Here is a 17,912-nt window from a genome sequence, read left to right on the forward strand (position 1 = left end):
CGAGATAGTTTGTTTGTCCGCGCCGTCTGGGCACGTCATCGTGCGGCTCGCGCCGCCCGATGACTTTGCCCACCCCACGGATCTGCATTTGCGCTTCGCTTCTGAGATCACGGCCACTCCGCGATGAACCCCTTCGCCATGTACGGCGCGATCTTGTCCCATTCGCTGAGCACGCGGCGGCGGAAGTCGGGATGGGTGTGCCAGAGCTGGCGCGGGACGCCGAAACGATCCACCGTCAGCAGCAGCTTCTCGACCTCGGGCCAGTGCCGCTGCATCGTCATCGCGTAGCGCCGCGCGGTCCAGCTGTTGCCGAGGCAGATGACGGTGCGGATGTTGGAGCGGCCGAGCGCGGCCTCGATCACCGGCAGCGACAACAGCACGTTCTCGCCGGTGTTCATGGCATGGTGCTCTTCGAGGATGCGGTCGGCCGGAATGCCGCGCTGGACCATGGCTGCCTTGATCAGCGTACACTCCGACAGATCAGCACCGGGCGTGACCCCGCCGCTGACGATGGCGTGGCGAAAATAGCCCTGCTCCCAGAGCTTTGCTGCGGTCTCGGCGCGCAACTCCTCGTCGATGCGGGTGCCGAACACGAACAGCAGATCGGCGGGCCGCAGCGGCGTATCGGCGAAATGCCGCGCATTGATCGCGGCGATCTCGGCATCGTCCGGCCTGTACGGCGCGCGCTCCTGCATCGTCCATCTCCCGGCCGCGCATGCTGGCACACAGCGCAGGGATAGCGCGGTCACATTCCATGACCGGCGATGACAGCGCGCGTGATCATGGCAGCAGCGCGGCTGGAAGGTCCGTGAAGGCGTAGCGGCGCGGCTGGTTGCGGGTGATGAAGCCGCCGACATACCAGGCGAACAGCGCGGCGAAGCCGATCAGGAACAGCGCCCCCCACCATTCGCCGATGACCAGCGCGCGCAGCAAGAGCCCGAGCATCGCCACGGCGAACAGCGCGATCGCTGCGAGCGCGGCGCCATAGGTGAAGCGGCCGAGGCCAGCGGTCAGCCGCGCGGTGCTGCCGCTCGCGGCGAGCCGCGCATGCAGCCCCACGATGAAGGCGCGATAGGCCTCGCTCTGCGGCGCCATCAAACTCGCCGTCTGCCACGAGACGGAGATGATGCTGAGGCGGCGGCCGTTGCGGTGGGTGATGTCGGCGCGGAAGCGCCTGGCCTGCATCGACACCGGCCGGTAGGACAGCCGGATCGCGGCGATATCCGCATACGGCCAAAGCCCGGTGCGGCCGGCGAACCGCCACGACAGGCCCTGCCCGGTCAGCTCGAATTGCTGCGCGGCGCCGATCAGCGACGCCTTGTAGGCGTAGCGGATGGCATCGTCGCCGCTCGTGGTGGTGTGCTCGGAAATCGCTCGGTCCTGTTGCGTGGCCCGCGCGCCTTATCCTACATAAGGAGCATGAGCGAAACGATCCATTTTCCGCGCCACCTGATCCTCGCCGGAGCCATGGCGGCCGGCGTGCTGCTGGCACTCGCCGTGCACATGCTCGGCGCCCGCTACGGGCTCGATCTCGGCGGGCTGTGGCAGACCCAAGGGCCGGCGGATGGCAGCGGCTTCATGCCCGCGGGCTCGGCGATCGCCTGGTGGCTGATCGCGACCGTCGGCTTCTCCTCCGGCTATTTCATCGCCAACATCATGCACAGCGCGGTATCGGGCGAGATCCCGCAGCGTGCGCGCAACTTCCTGGTCGTGGTCGGCGTGCTGATGCTCGCCGGCATCGGCCAGGCGATTTCGGGCCCGAGCCCGGTGCCGTCGGCTGCCGGCGTGCTGGCGGGGCTCGCCGCCCTGTGCCTGGGCGCGCTGATGGCGTTCTGCGGCGCGAATTTCGCACTGCGCAAGAATTGAGAGACGTCCGGATGCGACGACGCCGCGCGGGACATCCGCGCGGCGTTTTGTCTCATGAGTTGTTCGGGCGCGATCAGCTGGCCGCGCGCAGATTCACCGTGGTCTCGGCGAGCTTGGTCAGCTTCTGGTCGGTCGCCTTCTCCTCGTCGAGCGTCTTCTGCAGCACGGCGGCGGCATCGGTGCGTCCGAGCTGCTTGGACCAGGCGACCAGGCTGCCATAGCGCGTGATCTCGTAATGCTCGGCGGCCTGGGCGGCGTTGATCAGCGCAGCATCCAGCACGGCCTTGTCGTCGACCTCGCCCGCGACCTCGTCGGCTTCCTCGATGATGCCGTCGATCGCCGGACAGTCGACCGCCTTGGGCGCGATGCCATGCATCTTGAACACCTGCTCGAGGCGCGTCACATGCGTCTTGGTTTCGTCGAGATGGGTCAGGAAGCCCTGCTTGAGCTGCTGGTCGGTGGCCTTCTCGGCCATCTGCGGCAGCGCCTTGATGAGCTGGTGCTCGGCGTAATAGATGTCCTGCAGCTGGTGCACGAACAGGTCGTTCATCGTCTTGATGTCTTTGGTGAAGAGTCCCATTTGCCTGACGTCCTCCTGGTTCGGAACATGGAGGTCCCTCCCCGACCGATCGTCACCATGTTCTCTGTGGTATCCGGGCTAACAGGAGGCGCAGCCTGTTGTTCCTGTTCGGAGCAGAGCTCTCCCGCTTGAATACGGAACTAAAATCCGGCGGCGGGGCGTTGTGGCCTCGGAGCAATGCGACCAAACTGAGGCGGCCCCCTGAAGCTATGTGACCTGAGTGTGACAGCCACGCGCGACGACGTCGGAGCTGCGTTGTGTCAAGGACTGCACAAGCCGAGCATTTTAGCTTAAGGAACAAGCTGTCACGAATTGCCCGCCCTCATCGACCAATGGTTTCGCCCTTTTTCCAAGTTTCAATGCCGCCCCGCCGGGAGGACGAATGCAGCGCCTGCTGACCACGCTTGGGCGTGGCTTCAAGAAATGGATCGGCTGGAAGCGGCTGGGGATTGCGGCGAGCCTTGCGATCATCGCCTTCGCGATCACCACGCTCGTGCGCACGCTCAAGGGTGTCGACGGCGGCGTCATTCTGACGGCGCTGACCGAGATCCCGCCCGGTCACATTGCGCTCGCGGCTTTGTGTGTGGTGGGCGCGTTCTGCACGCTGACCTTCTATGACTATTTTGCACTGCGAACGATTGGCAAGAAACACGTGCCCTATCGCATCGCGGCAATGAGCGCCTTCACCAGCTATTCGATCGGCCACAACATCGGCGCCACCGTGTTCACCGGCGGCGCCATCCGTTTCCGGATCTATTCGGATTACGGCCTGTCCGCGATCGACGTCGCCAAGATCTGCTTCCTGTCGGGACTGACGTTCTGGCTCGGCAATTTGTTCGTGCTCGGCATCGGCATGACCCTGCATCCCGCGGCCGCCACCGCGATGGACCAGCTGCCGCCGACCGTAAACCAGCTGATCGCGATCGGCATCCTCGGCGCGATCTTCGCCTATCTCGGCTGGCTCTATGCCGGCAAGAACCGCCGCCAGCTCGGCCAGAACGGCTGGAAGGTGGTGCTGCCGTCCGCCCCGTTGACCGTCGTGCAGATCCTGATCGGCGTCGTCGATCTCGGCTTCTGCGCGCTGGCGATGTACCTGCTGGTGCCGTCGAACCCGCCGATCGACTTCCTGTCGCTGTCGGTGGTGTTCATCCTGGCGACCCTGCTCGGCTTCGCCAGCCACGCGCCCGGCAGCATCGGCGTGTTCGATGCCGCGATGCTGGTGGCGCTGCCGCAGTTCGGCCGAGAGCAATTGCTCGCCACCCTGCTGGTGTTCCGCGTGCTCTATTTCGTCATCCCGTTCGCAACGGCGATCTCGATCATGGGCGTCCGGGAACTCTGGCTCAACGTCGTCAAGCCGTGGCAGGAACGACGCCGGCTGCAATCGGCCGTCTCCGACGAGATCGCAGCCAAGCGTGCGGCGGCGACGGCGACAGCCGCGGTTCCCCAGCGCATCAAGCGCCACTCCCAGGGCTGAGCAGAGTTCTTTTCGAACGGGCGCGCCAGTTCGACCCTCCACCGGTTGAACTCGCGCGCGGTCCTCTTACTTCCGCCCCATGTACTTCCGCACAATGGCTGACGTGAATCCCTAGCGTATGACCCGAATGTCCCTTCGTCCGATGCTCGCCGGCTGCGTGCTGGCCGGCCTGCTCGCCCCCCTCGCCGCGACCGAGGCGGCCGCACAGTTCGGCACGGCGCCGTCGCTGCAGATCAGCTGGGAGGTGCGCAACCGCTTCCGTCTGTTCCGGGAGGAGCGCGACTTCCTGCTCCATGTCGAGAGCACGCGCGACCGCTCCATCCTGTCCGCCGAGCAGGGCCTGGCGATCCAGAGCGACGGCCGCGGCTGGGCGCGCAACATCGTCAACCGTCTCTGCATCGATCTCTCCGGCCGCGTCAACGAGCCCTGCACGCGCGACAACGTCAAGGAAAGCTATCTGACGCCGATCGACCATCCGGTCACGGTGCGCCTGACCGGCGCCGTCCCGGTCGGCGCCACCTGCGCCTGGTCGTTCGACGACGGCGACGGTCCGCAGACCTCGACCTTCGACTGCGCCGAGCCGGTCAACCTGCGCGTCCGTTACGGCCGCCAGACCGTCGCGACCGTGGACGTCACCAGTGCCGACGGCACCCAGCGGGCGCAGACGGGCATCCAGGTCCGCGACGTCCTCATCGCCGGCCTCGGCGACAGCATCGCCGCGGGCGAAGGCAATCCGGACCGTCCGGTGGCGCTCGCCGATGACGGCTTCTGCTTCCGCTCCTATCTCGGCGGCGCGAGTGCGCAATATTACCGGCCGAGCCGCGCCGGCTTCAAGGGCGGCCGCGCCTGCGAGGCGCCGGACACGCTGCAGAACTGGCAGAAGCACAGCGCGGTGTGGTTCAACGCCGCCTGCCACCGCTCGCTCTACAGCTACCAGACCCGCACCGCGCTGGCGCTCGCGGTGCGCTACCCGCACGTCGCGGTCACCTATCTGCCGCTCGCCTGCACCGGCGCCACCATCGCCGACGGCCTGTTCGGCAGCCAGCGCGCGCGCGAATGCGTGCCCGGGCGCTCGGTGGCGACCTGCGCCGGCGGCGTCAACGGCCAGCTCGGCGAGTTGCGCGAGGCGCTGACCGCGGCCAAACGCCGCCAGCCGGATCGCCAGCTCGATCTGGTGCTGCTGTCGATCGGCGCCAACGACATCAACTTCTCCGGGCTCGTCGCCGACGTCATCGTCGACACGCCGACCGAGCGCACTCTGTTCAAGCGCTCCGGCGTGATCGGCTCGGTCGAGGAATCGCGCAGCGAACTCGCGCGCGACCTGCCGCAGGGCTTTGCCAAGCTGCGCGAGGCGCTGAAGCCACTGGTCGGCGATCTCTCGCACGTCATCTACACCTCGTATGGCAACCCGGCGCTGAGCGCCCCCGGCACGCCCTGCCCCGGCGGTCCGGCCGGGTTCGAGGTGCATCCCTCCTTCAACGCCAATCCGCAGCGGCTCGCCAATGTCGCGGGCTTCGTCGAGAACGAGTTCCTCCCCGCTTTGCGCGGGCTCGCCCAATGCACGGCAGGCGTGCTGTGCCGCGATCCGCGCACCGAGCGCATGACCTTCGTGGACGCCCATCAGGCAGCCTTCGCCCAGCACGGCTTCTGCGCGCGCTCGCAGCAGGACCCGCCGTTCGACCGCGAATGCTTCCTGGCCAACGGCGAGAGCTTCGATTCCAACATCGTCAGCGCCGCCAACGAGCCGCTGTCGTGCGGCCGCGGCGCCAGCGAATATCGTCCCTATCTGCCGCGCGCCCGCTGGATCCGCGACGCCAATGACAGCTACTTCGCGGCGATGACCTATCCGCAGGGCCTGCCGGCGGCGATGCAGCCCTCCGACATCCATGATGCGAGCTGGGGCGTGCTGTCGGCGGTCTATGGCGGCGCCGTGCATCCGAGCGCGGAAGGCCATGCCGCGATGGCCGACGCGGCGTTTCCGGCCGCAGCCGAAGTGCTCAGCCTCGACGCGGCCGAAGCCAGCATCTCGAGCCAGCCGCTGCCGCCAGCGGGAGTGGTGAGGCAGTGAGCCGCGATGCGGCGATCGCTCGTCGAACGACGACAGGACAACCGAGTCGCCGAGCCGCGCCGGACTGATGGCCGACTTATTTGTAGTATGGTCCAGAGGAGATGCCGTACCCAAGCTGGAGCTCCGGGAGATGACGGCGGAACGGATTGCCGGTATCGATAGGGAATCCGGAGGGGCTACATGACGCCAACGGAAAAACGCAACGAAAACATAAAATTAATAGCAAATTGGCTGAATACCGTCGCGACTGCGATCCTGACCATCGGCGCTTTCGTGCCGATCGCAAATTTCGTTTTCGAGATTCTACCGAAGGGGACCAACGAGACCCTGGTATTTGCCGCGGCCGGCATTTGCATTGTCCTGGCCGTGAGCATACATTTTTCCGGACACATGGTCTTGAGGAAGCTCCAATGACCACGAGCCAGCTTATCGCCCTGCTCTTTCCGGTGCTCGCTGGCGGAGCTGCCGTGACAGCCGGCTACGCGGCGTTGCGATGGATCGCACCGCAGCCCGGGGAGCGGCTCGCCCCCGAGAACGTCGGCCTCGACGTCCGAACGATCGAAGAGAGTGAAACCCTTTCGACGAAGTTATCCAAGGCCGCAGAGAGCTTGTCCGGTGTATGGAGAGAGCCAAGACTCGCCTCTGCTCACACGAGCAGAAACGAGGCGCTGACGGCTCCTCTTCACCGGGCACGTCTTGCGCTGCAAGCAGCCGAACGCGAAATCGAGCAGGTCTCGATCGAAATGGAACAGTCGTCTCGCAAATAGTGGCGTGAGTTTGCCGGCTGAAATCCGTCGCGTGTGAAGAAGTTCGCGCATCCGGCACACCGATTCGCCCGTCGGGCTGTGCCGTGATCTGAGTGACGCTTGGCGCGTATTGATGACTCCAGGACAAGCGTGCGCGGACGAACGAAATTCGCCTGTCATTCCAGACCGATCACCGCTGTCCAGTCCCGCCGGATAAAATTTACATCTTTCGTTTTTCCGAAAATTATGCTCTGTTGAGGCCATCCCGTGCTCATGAGAGGGGCGGTTCGCGGTCGTCACGAACGTGGAGCGTGGGATGCGGTGGGCGCTTTGGGCCGCAGCATGGCGAAGGTCATGCCGACGAACGGCACGAGGCGCACGGTGAAATCGTAGGGTCCTGGCATCCCGATGCTGATGCCAAGCGGGCGGTCATGATGATCCGTTCGCGACGGGGGCAAGACAGCCGGTCCCCGGGGAGAGGACGTATAAGCCGTCAAACATCGCGCAGGGAATGCCGGTTGATCGGCTTGACCTGTGGTACCTGCCGCCTGCATTTTTTCAGCAGGCGGGCCATGGGTGAGGCCTTCACCCGGCATTCCCTGCGCCCTCTTCTTCAGAGGGCCGCGTTCAGCCTGAACAACTCGGACGCCATGCGCCGCGAGATCGCGACGTCACATCTCCTACTCATGACGACCGAGCTGCAGTTCGGTTGCGGACTACTTGGCCGGCGCCGGCTTCTTCATCATCGGCGGCGGCGCCTTTGCGCCGGGCGCGACCGCGGTCGTCGGGGCCGGCAGATATTTGGCGATGATCGCAGGATCAATCTGCGCCATGTTGGTGTCCGGCAGACGGGTCCAGGTCTCGTCCTTGCCGAACAGCGAGATGCCGAGATAGCCGTGCAGGATCAGCGACTGCCCGTCCGGACTGACCCGCATGTTGGCCTTCCAGATGTTGCCGTCACGCGGATTGAGCACGTTGCCGCCTTCGTATTTCAGGCCCTCGCGCTTCATGTCGCGCACGAAGGAGATGCCCAGCACCGGCGCATTCTTGCGGTCGTCGGTGCACTTGGAGCAGACCTCGTTCGGATTGTCGCCGGGACGCGGAAACGTCTTGGCGATGACGCCTTCGAACACGCCATCACGGTCGATGAACAGAAACCATCCGACCGGCTTGCCGTCTTCGATCTTCTGCCACAGCCCGGCCGCGGTCGGCTCCGCCGCCAGCGCAGGCCGTGTCAGCAGCGCTGCGGCGACGAGCACGCCGATCGCGAGCTTCATCGCACCAGGCACCAGCCGACGTCGGGGAAACGCATTCAGCATCATCATCTCACCTTGACCAATTCGCCAACCGCAGGGTCGCACCGTACGGCCGTTCCGAGCCCCGTTCCAGCCCATAACAGGTCTGGCGCGCCGGTGAAACCGGCACGCGAAGGAAACATATCTTCACATTTGAGTTGGTCCGATGCGGCCGGGTTCCACACCGGACAGCGATTAGTTGACTCCGAGCTTCTTCTGCAGGCTCGAGGACGACGTCGTGTACTGGAACACCAGCCGCTTCTCCGGATACACGTAGCGGTGCGCCTTCTGCGCCATCAGCGCGCCCTCGTGGAAGCCGCACAGGATCAGCTTGATCTTGCCCGGATAGGTGTTGATGTCGCCGATCGCGAAGATGCCGGAAACGTTGGTCTCGAACGCCGAGGTCTCAACCGGAATGAGATTGTGCTCGAGCGCGATGCCCCAGTCGGCGACGGGGCCGAGCTTCATCGTCAGTCCGAAGAACGGCAGCATCATCTCGCAAGGCACGGTCTCGACCGCATTGTCGTTGCCCTTGATGCTGGCCGCGGAGAGTACGCCGCCCGCGCCTTCGAGCGCGCTGACCTGACCGATCCGAAGATCCATCTTGCCGGCGGCCACCAGCGCGCGCATCTGCTCGACGCTGTGGGGCGCTGCGCGGAAGTCGTCGCGACGATGCACCAGCGTGATGCGCTTGGCGATCGGATGCAGATTGAGCGTCCAGTCGAGCGCGGAATCGCCGCCGCCGACGATGACGACGTGCTTGTCGCGGAACTGCTCCATCTTGCGCACGGCATAGAATACCGAGGTGCCTTCATAGGCCTCGATGCCCGGCACCGGCGGACGCTTCGGTTGGAACGAGCCGCCGCCGGCCGCGATCACCACGACCTTGCATTCGAACACCTTGCCGGCATCGGTGATGACGCGGAAACCGGGGTCGCCGATCTTCTCGACCTTCTCGACCATTTCGCCGAGATGGAAGGTCGGGCTGAACGGCTTGATCTGCTCCATCAGCTGGTCGGTGAGGCCCTGCCCCGTCACCATCGGCACGCCGGGAATGTCGTAGATCGGCTTCTCCGGATAGAGCTCGGCGCACTGGCCGCCGGCCTTGTCGAGGATGTCGATCAGATGCGCCTTGATGTCGAGCAGCCCCAGTTCAAACACGGCAAACAGTCCGCAGGGACCCGCGCCAATGATCAGCACATCGGTCTTGATCGCTTCACTCATGTCGCTCTTCTCGTTGGAGGCGCCGCGCGAGGATGGCGGCAGATGGCGGTTCCGAATTTGTAGCCAACGGGGCGGGTTCAGGGAAGGCACAAAAGCCTGCCCCTCGCTCGCCACGCGGCTTGCAGCGACGGGCTTAGCGAGGTTTGAAGGGGACCTGGAATGATGGAGATCAATCGGTGACAGAGACGGCCCGCGGCGACCACGCGCCCGATATCGACGACTTTCCCTACCGCCTCACGGACAATGTGCGGTTCGGCGACCTCGATCCCAACCAGCACGTCAACAACGCCGTCTATGCGACCTATTTCGAGACCGGCCGGGTGACGCTGACGAAGGATCCGCGCCACGGTCTCATGCAGGACGGGCTGGCCTGGATCATGGTACGGCTGGACATGCATTTCCGCGCCGAGCTGCGCTGGCCGGGCACGATCGAGCTCGGATTGGCGATCGTGAAGCTCGGACGCACGTCGGTGACCTGCGAACAGGTCGTGTTCTCGGACGGCCGCTGCGTGGCCTCGGCGACCGCGGTCATGGTGCTGATCGACGAGGTGACGCGCAAACCGGCGCCGCTGACGCCGAAGCTCGTTGCGGCGCTACGGCCCTGGGTCCGCCGCGGCGTGACGCTCGCGCCGCCGGCATAGACCGGGCGGCGGCCTTCTGGAGAGGGAGCAGGATGGGCGCAGCAGACGAAGGATCAGGCCTTGGATCAGGCCTGACGCTCGGGAGTCGAGACGACGAGGCCGTCGAGTTCGTCGGAGACCTTGATCTGGCAGGACAGCCGCGAATTCGGCCGCACCTCGTAGCCGAAATCGAGCATGTCCTCTTCCATCGGCGTCGGCGGGCCGACCTTCTCGCGCCAGGCTTCGTCGACATAGACATGGCAGGTCGCGCAGGCGCAGGCGCCGCCGCACTCGGCCTCGATGCCGGGAATCGCATTGCGGATCGCCGCTTCCATCACGGTCGCGCCGTTCTCGATCTCAACGCTTCGGGACGCGCCGGTGTGGTCGACAAAGGTGATCTTGGCCATGTGTGCTCGTACTGCGCAGGGAATGAGGTCGGGCTGTCCTATAACGGACAGCTCCGCTCCGCGCTAGTGTTCCGGATGGCCGCTCAGGAGGCGCCGAGCATGTCCGAAATGGCGGCGCGTGCCTGCGCCACCGCCGTGCCGAGCCATGCCAGCGCATCGGCGGGATCGCCCGACCGCAGCGCCGCTTCGAGCCCTTCGGCGGCATCGGCGACGTCGAGCGCGCCGATGGCGCGGGCCGAGCCCTTCAGGGTATGGGCGACCGAGGCGGCGTCGTCGGGGATGACCTGCAGCCGCTCCAGCAGATGGACGGCCTGGGTCGAGAACATGGCGAGCACTTCACGCTCGAGTTCGGCATCCCCGAGCGTCATCCGCCTGAGAAGGTCGAGGCTGATCGGCCCGTCATCGGGAACCAGCGGGGGCGAGGGCATCCATTCGATCCGTGACAGGTCGGGAACCATGGCAGTCATCCGGTTCGGCGGGCGCATCCGGCGCCCCTGTGGGGAACCAAGCACGGCAATGGTTAATGTACCGTTACCGAGCAATTGCCGCGGGTTTGCCGCGATTTCGGCCCGGCTCCGCCCCATTCGCGGCCGAAACGGGAATTCGCAGAACTTCTAAAGTGTTAACGGCGGCGGCTGTTAACGATGATTAAGAATCTCTTAACCACGGCCATTTCCTTCAACAGGCACAGCCAATAGGATGATCCCCGGATGGAGTGGGTCGCCCGGCGGAATTTGCCACCCCTGGTGCCTGCTGAGGATGACGTCCGGTTCGAGCGCTACGAGGGGGTACTCGTATGCGGCTCGCCGGATCGAAATTAAGACGAGGGCTCGGACTCAACATGGCGAACACCCCCAAAAAGGTCAAAGACCCGACTGAAGTTGCGCTGTCCGCGATTCAGGAGGCTTTGAACATCAGCGACGCGTCCGCGCCCCAGGATTCGCAGGGCCCGGTGCGCGCTGACGGGGCCCCGCCGGTGATGCCGACCGGCACGTCGAGCTTCGATTCGTTCGAGAACCGTCCGGGCGTCGATCGCACCAGCCTGGAGGACATCGAACCGCCGCCGCTCGCCGTCCGTCGTCCCGCCAACGACGATCGCGAAACCATCGGCCAGTTGCTGCAGGCGATCCAGAAGGGCCGCCCCTCGCGTGGCGTCTATACGCTGGCAACTGCGTTTGCAGGCATCTGGATCGTTGGTTGCGTGCTGCTCACGATCGGCTTCCTGCCGTCGCTGCAGGCCCTGATCGGGCAGAGCGGCGGCGTGCTGGTGATGGCCGGCCTCGCCGCGGTCTTCTTTGCCCCGGTGCTGCTGTTCTATTTCCTCGCGAGTCTCGCCTGGCGCGGCCAGGAGCTGCGCATGATCGCGCAGTCGATGGCGCAGGTGGCGATCCGCTTCTCCGAGCCGGAGGGCGCCGTCAGCGATTCCATCGTCACCGTGGGACAAGCCATCCGCCGCGAGGTCGCGGCGATGGGCGACGGCGTCGAGCGCGCGATCGCGCGCGCCGGCGAGCTCGAGATGCTGGTCGCCAACGAGGTCGCGGCGCTCGAGCGCGCCTATAGCGACAACGAGGTCCGCATCCGCGCTTTGCTCCAGGACATCGCCCATCAGCGCGACAATCTGGTCGGCCAGGCCGAGCAGGTCCGCAGCGCCATCTCCGGCGTGCAGATCGATCTGCGCCACGACATCGCACTGATCTCGGATGCGATCGCCTCGCGCGTCGACGAGGTCGCCAAGAGCATCACCGGCGCGCTCGAAGAGCGCGGGGCCCACATCACGGCCGCGCTCGGCAATGCCGGCGACAACATGATCCTGGCGCTCGGCGAGCGCGGCGGCGACCTGCTCGACCGTCTCGAGGAAGCCAGCGCCGAGACCACCCGCGCCGTGCTCGACGCCTCCGAGCGCCTCACCACCAGCCTCAACTTCAAGACCGGCCACGTCCACGACGAGTTCGCCGATCTGTCCGACCGCGTCCATGAGATGCTCAACGAGCGCATCGACCGCATCACCAGCGAGTTCGAGCAGCGCACGGCGGCGATCGTCGACGGCATTTCGGTGCGCACCGAGCAGGTTCACGATCAGCTCAAGGCGTCCGGCGACTCCCTGCTCCTGGAGCTCGAACTGCGCAGCGGCGATCTCGTCACCAAGATCGACGAGGCCAGCCAGCGCATGTCGGGGCACATCGTCACGTCAGGCGAGAAGGCAAGCGAATCGCTCGACGCGACCGTCAACTCGCTGGTGGCGAAGGTCGTCAGCCAGACCGAGAGCACGCACGACACCCTGTCGGTACAGATCAGCGCCTTCGATGAACTGGTGAAGAACCAGGGCACCGAGCTCGCCGAGCGCTTCGCGCGCGACAGCTCGACGCTCGGCGCGCTGATCACCCGGCACATCACCGAATTCGACCGCACCGTGAAGACCTATGGCGGCGAGATCGTCGAGCGCATGGGCCAGCGGACCCAGGAGATCTCGGACAATCTCAAGACCTATGTCGACAGCTTCGACACCAAGCTGTCGTCCAACACCGGTGAGATCACGGCGACGCTCGACCAGCGGCTGAGCCTGTTCGAGACCAATCTGCAGGCGCGCATCACCAACTTCGATTCCTCGCTCGAGTCGAAGATCAAGATCTTCGACGACACTGTCGGCGGACGTCTGCAGACGCTGGAGGAGAATTTCGACAACCGCACCACCTCGGTCACCTCGACCATCGAGGGCCGGCTCGGCGCGCTCTCGGGCTCGCTGACCGACGGTGCGGCTCAGGTGCTGCACGCCATCGACTCGCGGCTGACGGTGCTGACCTCCTCGCTGACCGACGGCTCGGCTCAGGCGATCCAGTCGATCGATTCCCGCCTGAACATCCTGACCTCCTCGCTGACCGAAGGCACCGACAAGGCGCTCGAAGCGATCGATCAGCGCATCGTCAGCCTGTCGAACATCATCGACGGCCGCAGCTTCGAGCTGACCGAAGCCGTCACCGCGCGCTTCCAGGACATCCATCAGGGCATCGAGACCCGGGTCGGCTCGATCGCCACCGAGATCGACCAGCGCGTCTCGCAGTTCGAGGACCTGCTGGGCTCGCGCGTCGAGGCCGTGGCCGGCCGCATCGAGAGCAGCGGCCGCCAGGCCAGCGACGAGCTCATGACCCGCGCCGAACTGCTGTCTGCCAGCATCAAGTCGCATGTCGAGGATGCCGAGCGCTCGCTGACCAATCTCGTGGTCAACACCAGCGAAACCATCCAGACCGGCGCGCGCACGGCGCAGCAGGCCCTGCTCAACGTGTCGACCGACGTCGGCACGCAGCTGAAGAGCACGTCCGAAGAGGTCGAGCGCGCCCTCACCGGTGCCGGCAGCCATGCCGCCGATGCCATCCTGACCAGCGCTCGCGAAGCTCAGGCGACCCTGGTGACGGCGTCGGGCGAAACGGCGGCGCAGATCAAGTCGCTGTCGGCCGACGTCGAGCGCACCTTGACGGCGGCAGGTTCGACCACCGCAGCCTCGATCCTCGCCGGCGCCCGCGAAGTCCAGAACACCCTGGTCTCGGCCTCGTCCGATGCCGCCAATCACGTGAAGTCGCTCGCCACCGACGTCGAACAGGCGCTGACGGCCGCCGGCTCGGCCACCGCAGCCTCGATCCTCGCCGGCGCCCGCGAAGTCCAGAACACCCTGGTCTCGGCCTCCTCCAACGCGGCCGACCATGTGAAGTCGCTTGCGGCGGACGTGCAGCGTTCGCTCACCAGTGCCGGCACCGAAACCGCCGAGACGATCACGGCGGGCGCCCGCGAAGCTCAGAACGCCCTGCTCGCCGCGTCGCACGAGGCAGCCGAACAGGTGAAGGTGCTCACCGTCGACGTTCAGCGCTCGCTCTCGATCGCAGGGACGACCACCGCGGAAGCGATCACGGGCGGCGCCCGCGAGGCGCAGACCACGCTGATCAGCGCGTCGTCCGAAGCGGCCAATCATGTCAAGTCGCTGGCGGCCGACGTGGAGCGCACGCTCGCCGCCGTCGGCACCACCACGGCCACCGTGATCGTCGACAGCGCCCGTGATGTTCAGTCCAAGCTGATCTCGGCCTCGACCGAAGCGGCGGAGCACGTCAAGTCGCTCGCCGTCGACGTCGAGCGGACCCTGTCGTCGGTGGGCGCCGATACCGCCACCTCGATCCTCAACAGCGCGCGCCAGGCGCAGATGTCGTTGACCGCGACCTCGGCCGACACCGCCGCCACGCTGGTCGGCAGCGCACGCGAAGCCCAGGCGGTGCTGACCACGACCACCACCGAGACCGTCGCGGTGATCGTCGCCGGGGCCCGCGAGGCGCAGAGCGTGCTGACGGCAACCTCCACGGATACGGCCGGCCAGCTCAAGGAGATCTCCTCGGAGATCGAACGGTCGATCAACTCGGTCGCGGCCAACACGACGGATGCGATCCAGAACAGCGCGCTGAATGCCCAGGGCGCACTCGTCGCGGCCTCCAACGAGGTCTCCACGCGGGTGAAGTCGACCTCGACCGAGATCGAGCGCTCCGTGCTCGCCGCCAGCAACTCGTTCGGCTCGGCCATGACCGGCAAGACCGACGAGATCGTCACCTATGTGCAGCAGCAGAGCGAGCGGCTGTCGCAGATTCTCGACGGCAAGCGCGGTACCCTGGTCGAGACGCTCAGCTCGAAGACCAACCAGCTCACGATCGAGATCGATCGCGTCACGACCGACGCGCTGAAGGCGATCGAAATCCGCGGCCAGGCCTTCGCCCAGACCGTCAACGGCAACGGTTCCGAGGTCGCCCGCACCATCACCTCGGCCGGCGAGCTCGCGACCACGGCGATCACCAAGTCGCTCAAGGACCTGGAGCAGGCGTCGCGCGCGGCGATCGAGCAGTCGCGCCAGGTCTCGGTGGCAGCGGTCACCGAGATGCAGGAGACGAGCAAGATCCTGCGCACCGACACCGTCGCTTTGTTCGAACGGCTGCGCGAGGGCAACATCCTGCTGCAGGAGGTCCTGACCGGAGCCCACGACAACCTCAATTCGCTGGAGCGGGCGCTGGTCGCCCGCGTGGCGGACTTCGTGACCGCGATGAACGACGTCACCTCGCGCAACGGCACGGCGACGCAGACCCTCGAGGATCAGCTCAACGTCTTCAACGCCAAGACCTCGCGCGCGCTGGAGGATCTCGGATCGCTGTCGACCCAGTTCGACGCCCATGGCAAGGCCCTCATCGAGGCTGCCGCCATCGTCGAGCAGAGCAACCGCGATGCGACCGTCTCGATCTCGGATCGCAAGACCACGCTGGAATCACTTGTCACCACCATCGACCTGCGCACCGCAGATCTCGACCAGCGCCTGACCCGCTTCACCAGCCTGCTCGACGAGTCCTTGGCGGCCGCCGAGGAACGGGCCCGCGACATCGCCCGGGTCGTGGCGGAAACGGCCGGTGCCGGCTCCAATGCGCTCAGCCGTCAGTTCGAAGCCATCCGCGCCAATGCGGAGGAGGAACGCCGCCTCACCACGTCGCAGATGCAGGAGATCTACCAGCAGAGCACGCAGGAAGCCGATGCCATGTTCAAGCAGTCGGCGGAGCGGTTCGCGACACTGGTCTCGAGCATGAAGCAGATGACGGCCGAGATGCATCGCGAACTCGAGGCGACCCGCAACGAGCTGCGCCGCGGCGTGCTGGAGATGCCGCAGGAGGCAGCCGAGAGCACGGCGCAGATGCGCAAGGTCATCGTCGACCAGATCGAGGCGCTGGCGGAACTCAACCGGATCGTCGCGCATCACGGCCGTGGCCTCGACGTGGTCAGCGCATCGCGCCCCGCCGCCGTCGCGGCGCCGGCCGCGGTCATCCGCCAGGAAGAACCGGTGGCGGCTGCAGCCGTCGGCGGCCGCGCCGACATGCGCCTGCGCGAGCAGGCGGCGACCAGCATCACCAACCTGCCGCCGCCCGATCTCGGCATGCAGCCGCCTGCCCCGCCGCCGCAGCCGCGCCGGGTCGAAGCGCCGCCGATGGGTCCGGCCGCCGATCAGCGCAGCGACAACTGGCTGTCCGATCTGCTCAACCGCGCCGACAACAGCACGGCCGGCCCGCCGCAGCAGGCGCCGCGTGGCCGCGGACCGGCCGCGCAGCCGGGCAATCCGCTGGAGTCGCTGTCGCTCGACATCGCCCGCCTGATGGACCGCACCCTCGCGGCCGAGATGTGGGACCGCTATCAGCGCGGCGAGACCAAGGCGTTCTCCAAGCGGCTCTATACGCCGGCCGGTCAGAAGGCGTTCGACGAGGTCGCCCGAAAATATCGCGCCGACCGCAGCTTCAAGCAGACGGTCGACCGCTACATCACCGAGTTCGAGCGTCTGCTCGACGAAGTCGCCCGCGACGACCGCAACCCGCAGGCCCTGCGCGCCCAGCTCACCTCCGAGACGGGTCTCGTCTACACCCTCCTCGCCCACGCCGCCGGCCGGCTGGCGTGAGATGTGCGGAGTAGCGAGTAGCGCAGGGTGAGTAGAGCCAGACGCGCAGTAAGACAAAAACGGAGGCCGCAAGGCCTCCGTTTCGCGTTTGGAGATGCAATAGGAGAGCTTTCGGCTTTCGCCCTCTCCACCCGGCGTCGCCCCAACGACGGATGCGCGAAGGACGCGTGAGCTGGAGGGGCGCGATCCCTGGGCCGTTTTGCACGCCCCTATTCGCCAGTCCCTATTCGCTGTTCGCCCTCGGCTCAGCGCCGTCCGCTCGCGGCGGGCGCCGGTGCAGGGGCCGGCTGCGACGCCTGGGCGTTGCTGGGGCTGGAATTGCTGGCGCCAAACAGCACCCTGGTCGGGTTGCGGTCGAAATTGTTCACGGCGCGGCTGATGTCGGACAATGTCCGCCGCCCATCGGCCATCAGCGCGCCGGAGCGCTTGTCGAGATCCTCGGCGAGTTCGCGGATCGACTTCACCGTCAGGAACAGCTCGCCGCCGTCCTTGCCCCCGGCCAGCGTATTGAGACCGAGCATCAAGGTGTCCGCCTTGCCCATGATGCCGTCGACGCGGCTCATGACTCCGTCGATGCGCTCCGAGTTGCGCGCCAGCGATTGGGTGAAGACCTCGAGATTCTTGATCGAGTTCTTCACCGCGTCCTGGTTGTCGGCCACCACCTTGTTGATGTTCTGCAAGGTCGCGCGGATCGCCTCGGTGACGTCCTGCAGACGGGTCGGATCGGCGCGCAGTAGCGGGACCCCGTCCTCGTCGAGCGGCGGCGGCGGCGCGGCCTCCTCGCCGCCCTTGAGCGAAATCGCGGCGACGCCGGTGAGGCCCTGGAATTCGAGACCGACCAGGGTGTCCTTGCGGATCGGCGCGTTGTTCTCGACCATCGCGAGAGCCACGACGCGGCGCGGATTGTCGAGCTTGACCGAGATGACCTCGCCGACCCGGATACCATTGAAGTTGACACTGCCGCCATTGCGCAGACCCGCGGCCGGCCCTTCGAACACGACCCGCAACGGGCTGCGCTGCTTGGTCGTATGCAGGCTCTGGAACCAGAGGACAAATCCGACCGCCGCGGCGAGCACCGCCAGCGTGAACGATCCGATCAGGACGTAATTCGCCCGCGTTTCCATTACCAACTCCGGTGCCGGCACGTTGCGGCGGACATCCGCCACTCGTGCACT

15 protein-coding genes are annotated in these 17,912 nt (G+C 66.2%); 7 read left to right on the forward strand and 8 right to left on the reverse strand.

Going from position 1 to position 17,912, the window contains the following annotated elements; genetic code table 11:
- Positions 1–107 precede the first annotated feature (107 nt).
- Complete coding sequence (locus ACQR1B_RS15270) at positions 108–695, reverse strand: YdcF family protein (protein WP_434832346.1); 588 nt, start codon at positions 693–695, stop codon at positions 108–110.
- 85 nt (positions 696–780) lie between these two features.
- On the reverse strand, positions 781–1,371 hold the full coding sequence (locus ACQR1B_RS15275; RefSeq protein ID WP_434832616.1) for a hypothetical protein: 591 nt from the start codon (positions 1,369–1,371) through the stop codon (positions 781–783).
- A gap of 48 nt (positions 1,372–1,419) precedes the next feature.
- Between ACQR1B_RS15275 and ACQR1B_RS15280 the strand changes: the two genes are divergently transcribed.
- On the forward strand, positions 1,420–1,866 hold the full coding sequence (locus tag ACQR1B_RS15280) for a hypothetical protein (RefSeq protein WP_434832347.1): 447 nt from the start codon (positions 1,420–1,422) through the stop codon (positions 1,864–1,866).
- Between the two features lie 73 nt (positions 1,867–1,939).
- Here ACQR1B_RS15280 and ACQR1B_RS15285 read toward each other — a convergent pair whose 3' ends face one another.
- On the reverse strand, positions 1,940–2,446 hold the full coding sequence (locus ACQR1B_RS15285; protein ID WP_434832348.1) for a ferritin-like domain-containing protein: 507 nt from the start codon (positions 2,444–2,446) through the stop codon (positions 1,940–1,942).
- A gap of 382 nt (positions 2,447–2,828) precedes the next feature.
- Between ACQR1B_RS15285 and ACQR1B_RS15290 the strand changes: the two genes are divergently transcribed.
- From ACQR1B_RS15290 to ACQR1B_RS15305, 4 genes are all read left to right on the forward strand, one after another.
- Positions 2,829–3,920, forward strand: coding sequence for a lysylphosphatidylglycerol synthase transmembrane domain-containing protein (locus ACQR1B_RS15290; protein WP_434832349.1), 1,092 nt, complete (start codon positions 2,829–2,831; stop codon positions 3,918–3,920).
- Between the two features lie 118 nt (positions 3,921–4,038).
- Entirely contained in the window at positions 4,039–5,988 is a 1,950-nt protein-coding gene (locus tag ACQR1B_RS15295) for a hypothetical protein (protein ID WP_434832350.1), read from the forward strand.
- A gap of 180 nt (positions 5,989–6,168) precedes the next feature.
- On the forward strand, positions 6,169–6,402 hold the full coding sequence (locus tag ACQR1B_RS15300) for a hypothetical protein (RefSeq protein WP_434832351.1): 234 nt from the start codon (positions 6,169–6,171) through the stop codon (positions 6,400–6,402).
- Positions 6,399–6,755 carry a hypothetical protein gene (locus ACQR1B_RS15305; RefSeq protein WP_434832352.1) on the forward strand — a complete coding sequence of 119 codons (357 nt, stop codon included), beginning with the start codon at positions 6,399–6,401 and terminating at the stop codon, positions 6,753–6,755. The genes ACQR1B_RS15300 and ACQR1B_RS15305 overlap by 4 nt, the downstream gene beginning before the upstream one ends.
- Before the next feature lie 695 nt (positions 6,756–7,450).
- On the opposite strand, the gene ACQR1B_RS15310 is transcribed toward ACQR1B_RS15305, so the two are convergent.
- Both ACQR1B_RS15310 and ACQR1B_RS15315 read right to left on the reverse strand, forming a co-directional pair.
- On the reverse strand, positions 7,451–8,053 hold the full coding sequence (locus tag ACQR1B_RS15310; protein WP_434832353.1) for a DUF2147 domain-containing protein: 603 nt from the start codon (positions 8,051–8,053) through the stop codon (positions 7,451–7,453).
- A gap of 171 nt (positions 8,054–8,224) precedes the next feature.
- Positions 8,225–9,253 (reverse strand): NAD(P)/FAD-dependent oxidoreductase, encoded by a 1,029-nt coding sequence (locus ACQR1B_RS15315; protein WP_434832354.1) that lies wholly within the window; start codon positions 9,251–9,253, stop codon positions 8,225–8,227.
- Between the two features lie 176 nt (positions 9,254–9,429).
- On the opposite strand from ACQR1B_RS15315, the gene ACQR1B_RS15320 reads away from it, so the two are divergent.
- On the forward strand, positions 9,430–9,894 hold the full coding sequence (locus tag ACQR1B_RS15320; RefSeq protein ID WP_434832355.1) for an acyl-CoA thioesterase: 465 nt from the start codon (positions 9,430–9,432) through the stop codon (positions 9,892–9,894).
- Positions 9,895–9,959: 65 nt separating this feature from the next.
- Here the strand turns inward: ACQR1B_RS15320 and ACQR1B_RS15325 are convergent, their stop codons facing one another.
- Entirely contained in the window at positions 9,960–10,280 is a 321-nt protein-coding gene (locus tag ACQR1B_RS15325; protein ID WP_434832356.1) for a 2Fe-2S iron-sulfur cluster-binding protein, read from the reverse strand.
- Positions 10,281–10,363: 83 nt separating this feature from the next.
- Entirely contained in the window at positions 10,364–10,738 is a 375-nt protein-coding gene (locus tag ACQR1B_RS15330; protein WP_434832357.1) for an Hpt domain-containing protein, read from the reverse strand.
- A 383-nt stretch (positions 10,739–11,121) separates the two neighbouring features.
- Here ACQR1B_RS15330 and ACQR1B_RS15335 point away from each other — a divergent pair, with 383 nt between their 5' ends.
- Complete coding sequence (locus ACQR1B_RS15335; RefSeq protein ID WP_434832617.1) at positions 11,122–16,737, forward strand: methyl-accepting chemotaxis protein; 5,616 nt, start codon at positions 11,122–11,124, stop codon at positions 16,735–16,737.
- Positions 16,738–16,982: 245 nt separating this feature from the next.
- Here ACQR1B_RS15335 and ACQR1B_RS15340 read toward each other — a convergent pair whose 3' ends face one another.
- Positions 16,983–17,861, reverse strand: a complete 879-nt coding sequence (locus tag ACQR1B_RS15340) for an MlaD family protein (protein WP_434832358.1) — start codon at positions 17,859–17,861, stop codon at positions 16,983–16,985.
- Between the last annotated feature and the right edge of the window lie 51 nt (positions 17,862–17,912).

The organism is Bradyrhizobium oligotrophicum, from assembly GCF_051168495.1.
GTDB lineage: Bacteria > Pseudomonadota > Alphaproteobacteria > Rhizobiales > Xanthobacteraceae > Bradyrhizobium > Bradyrhizobium oligotrophicum_A.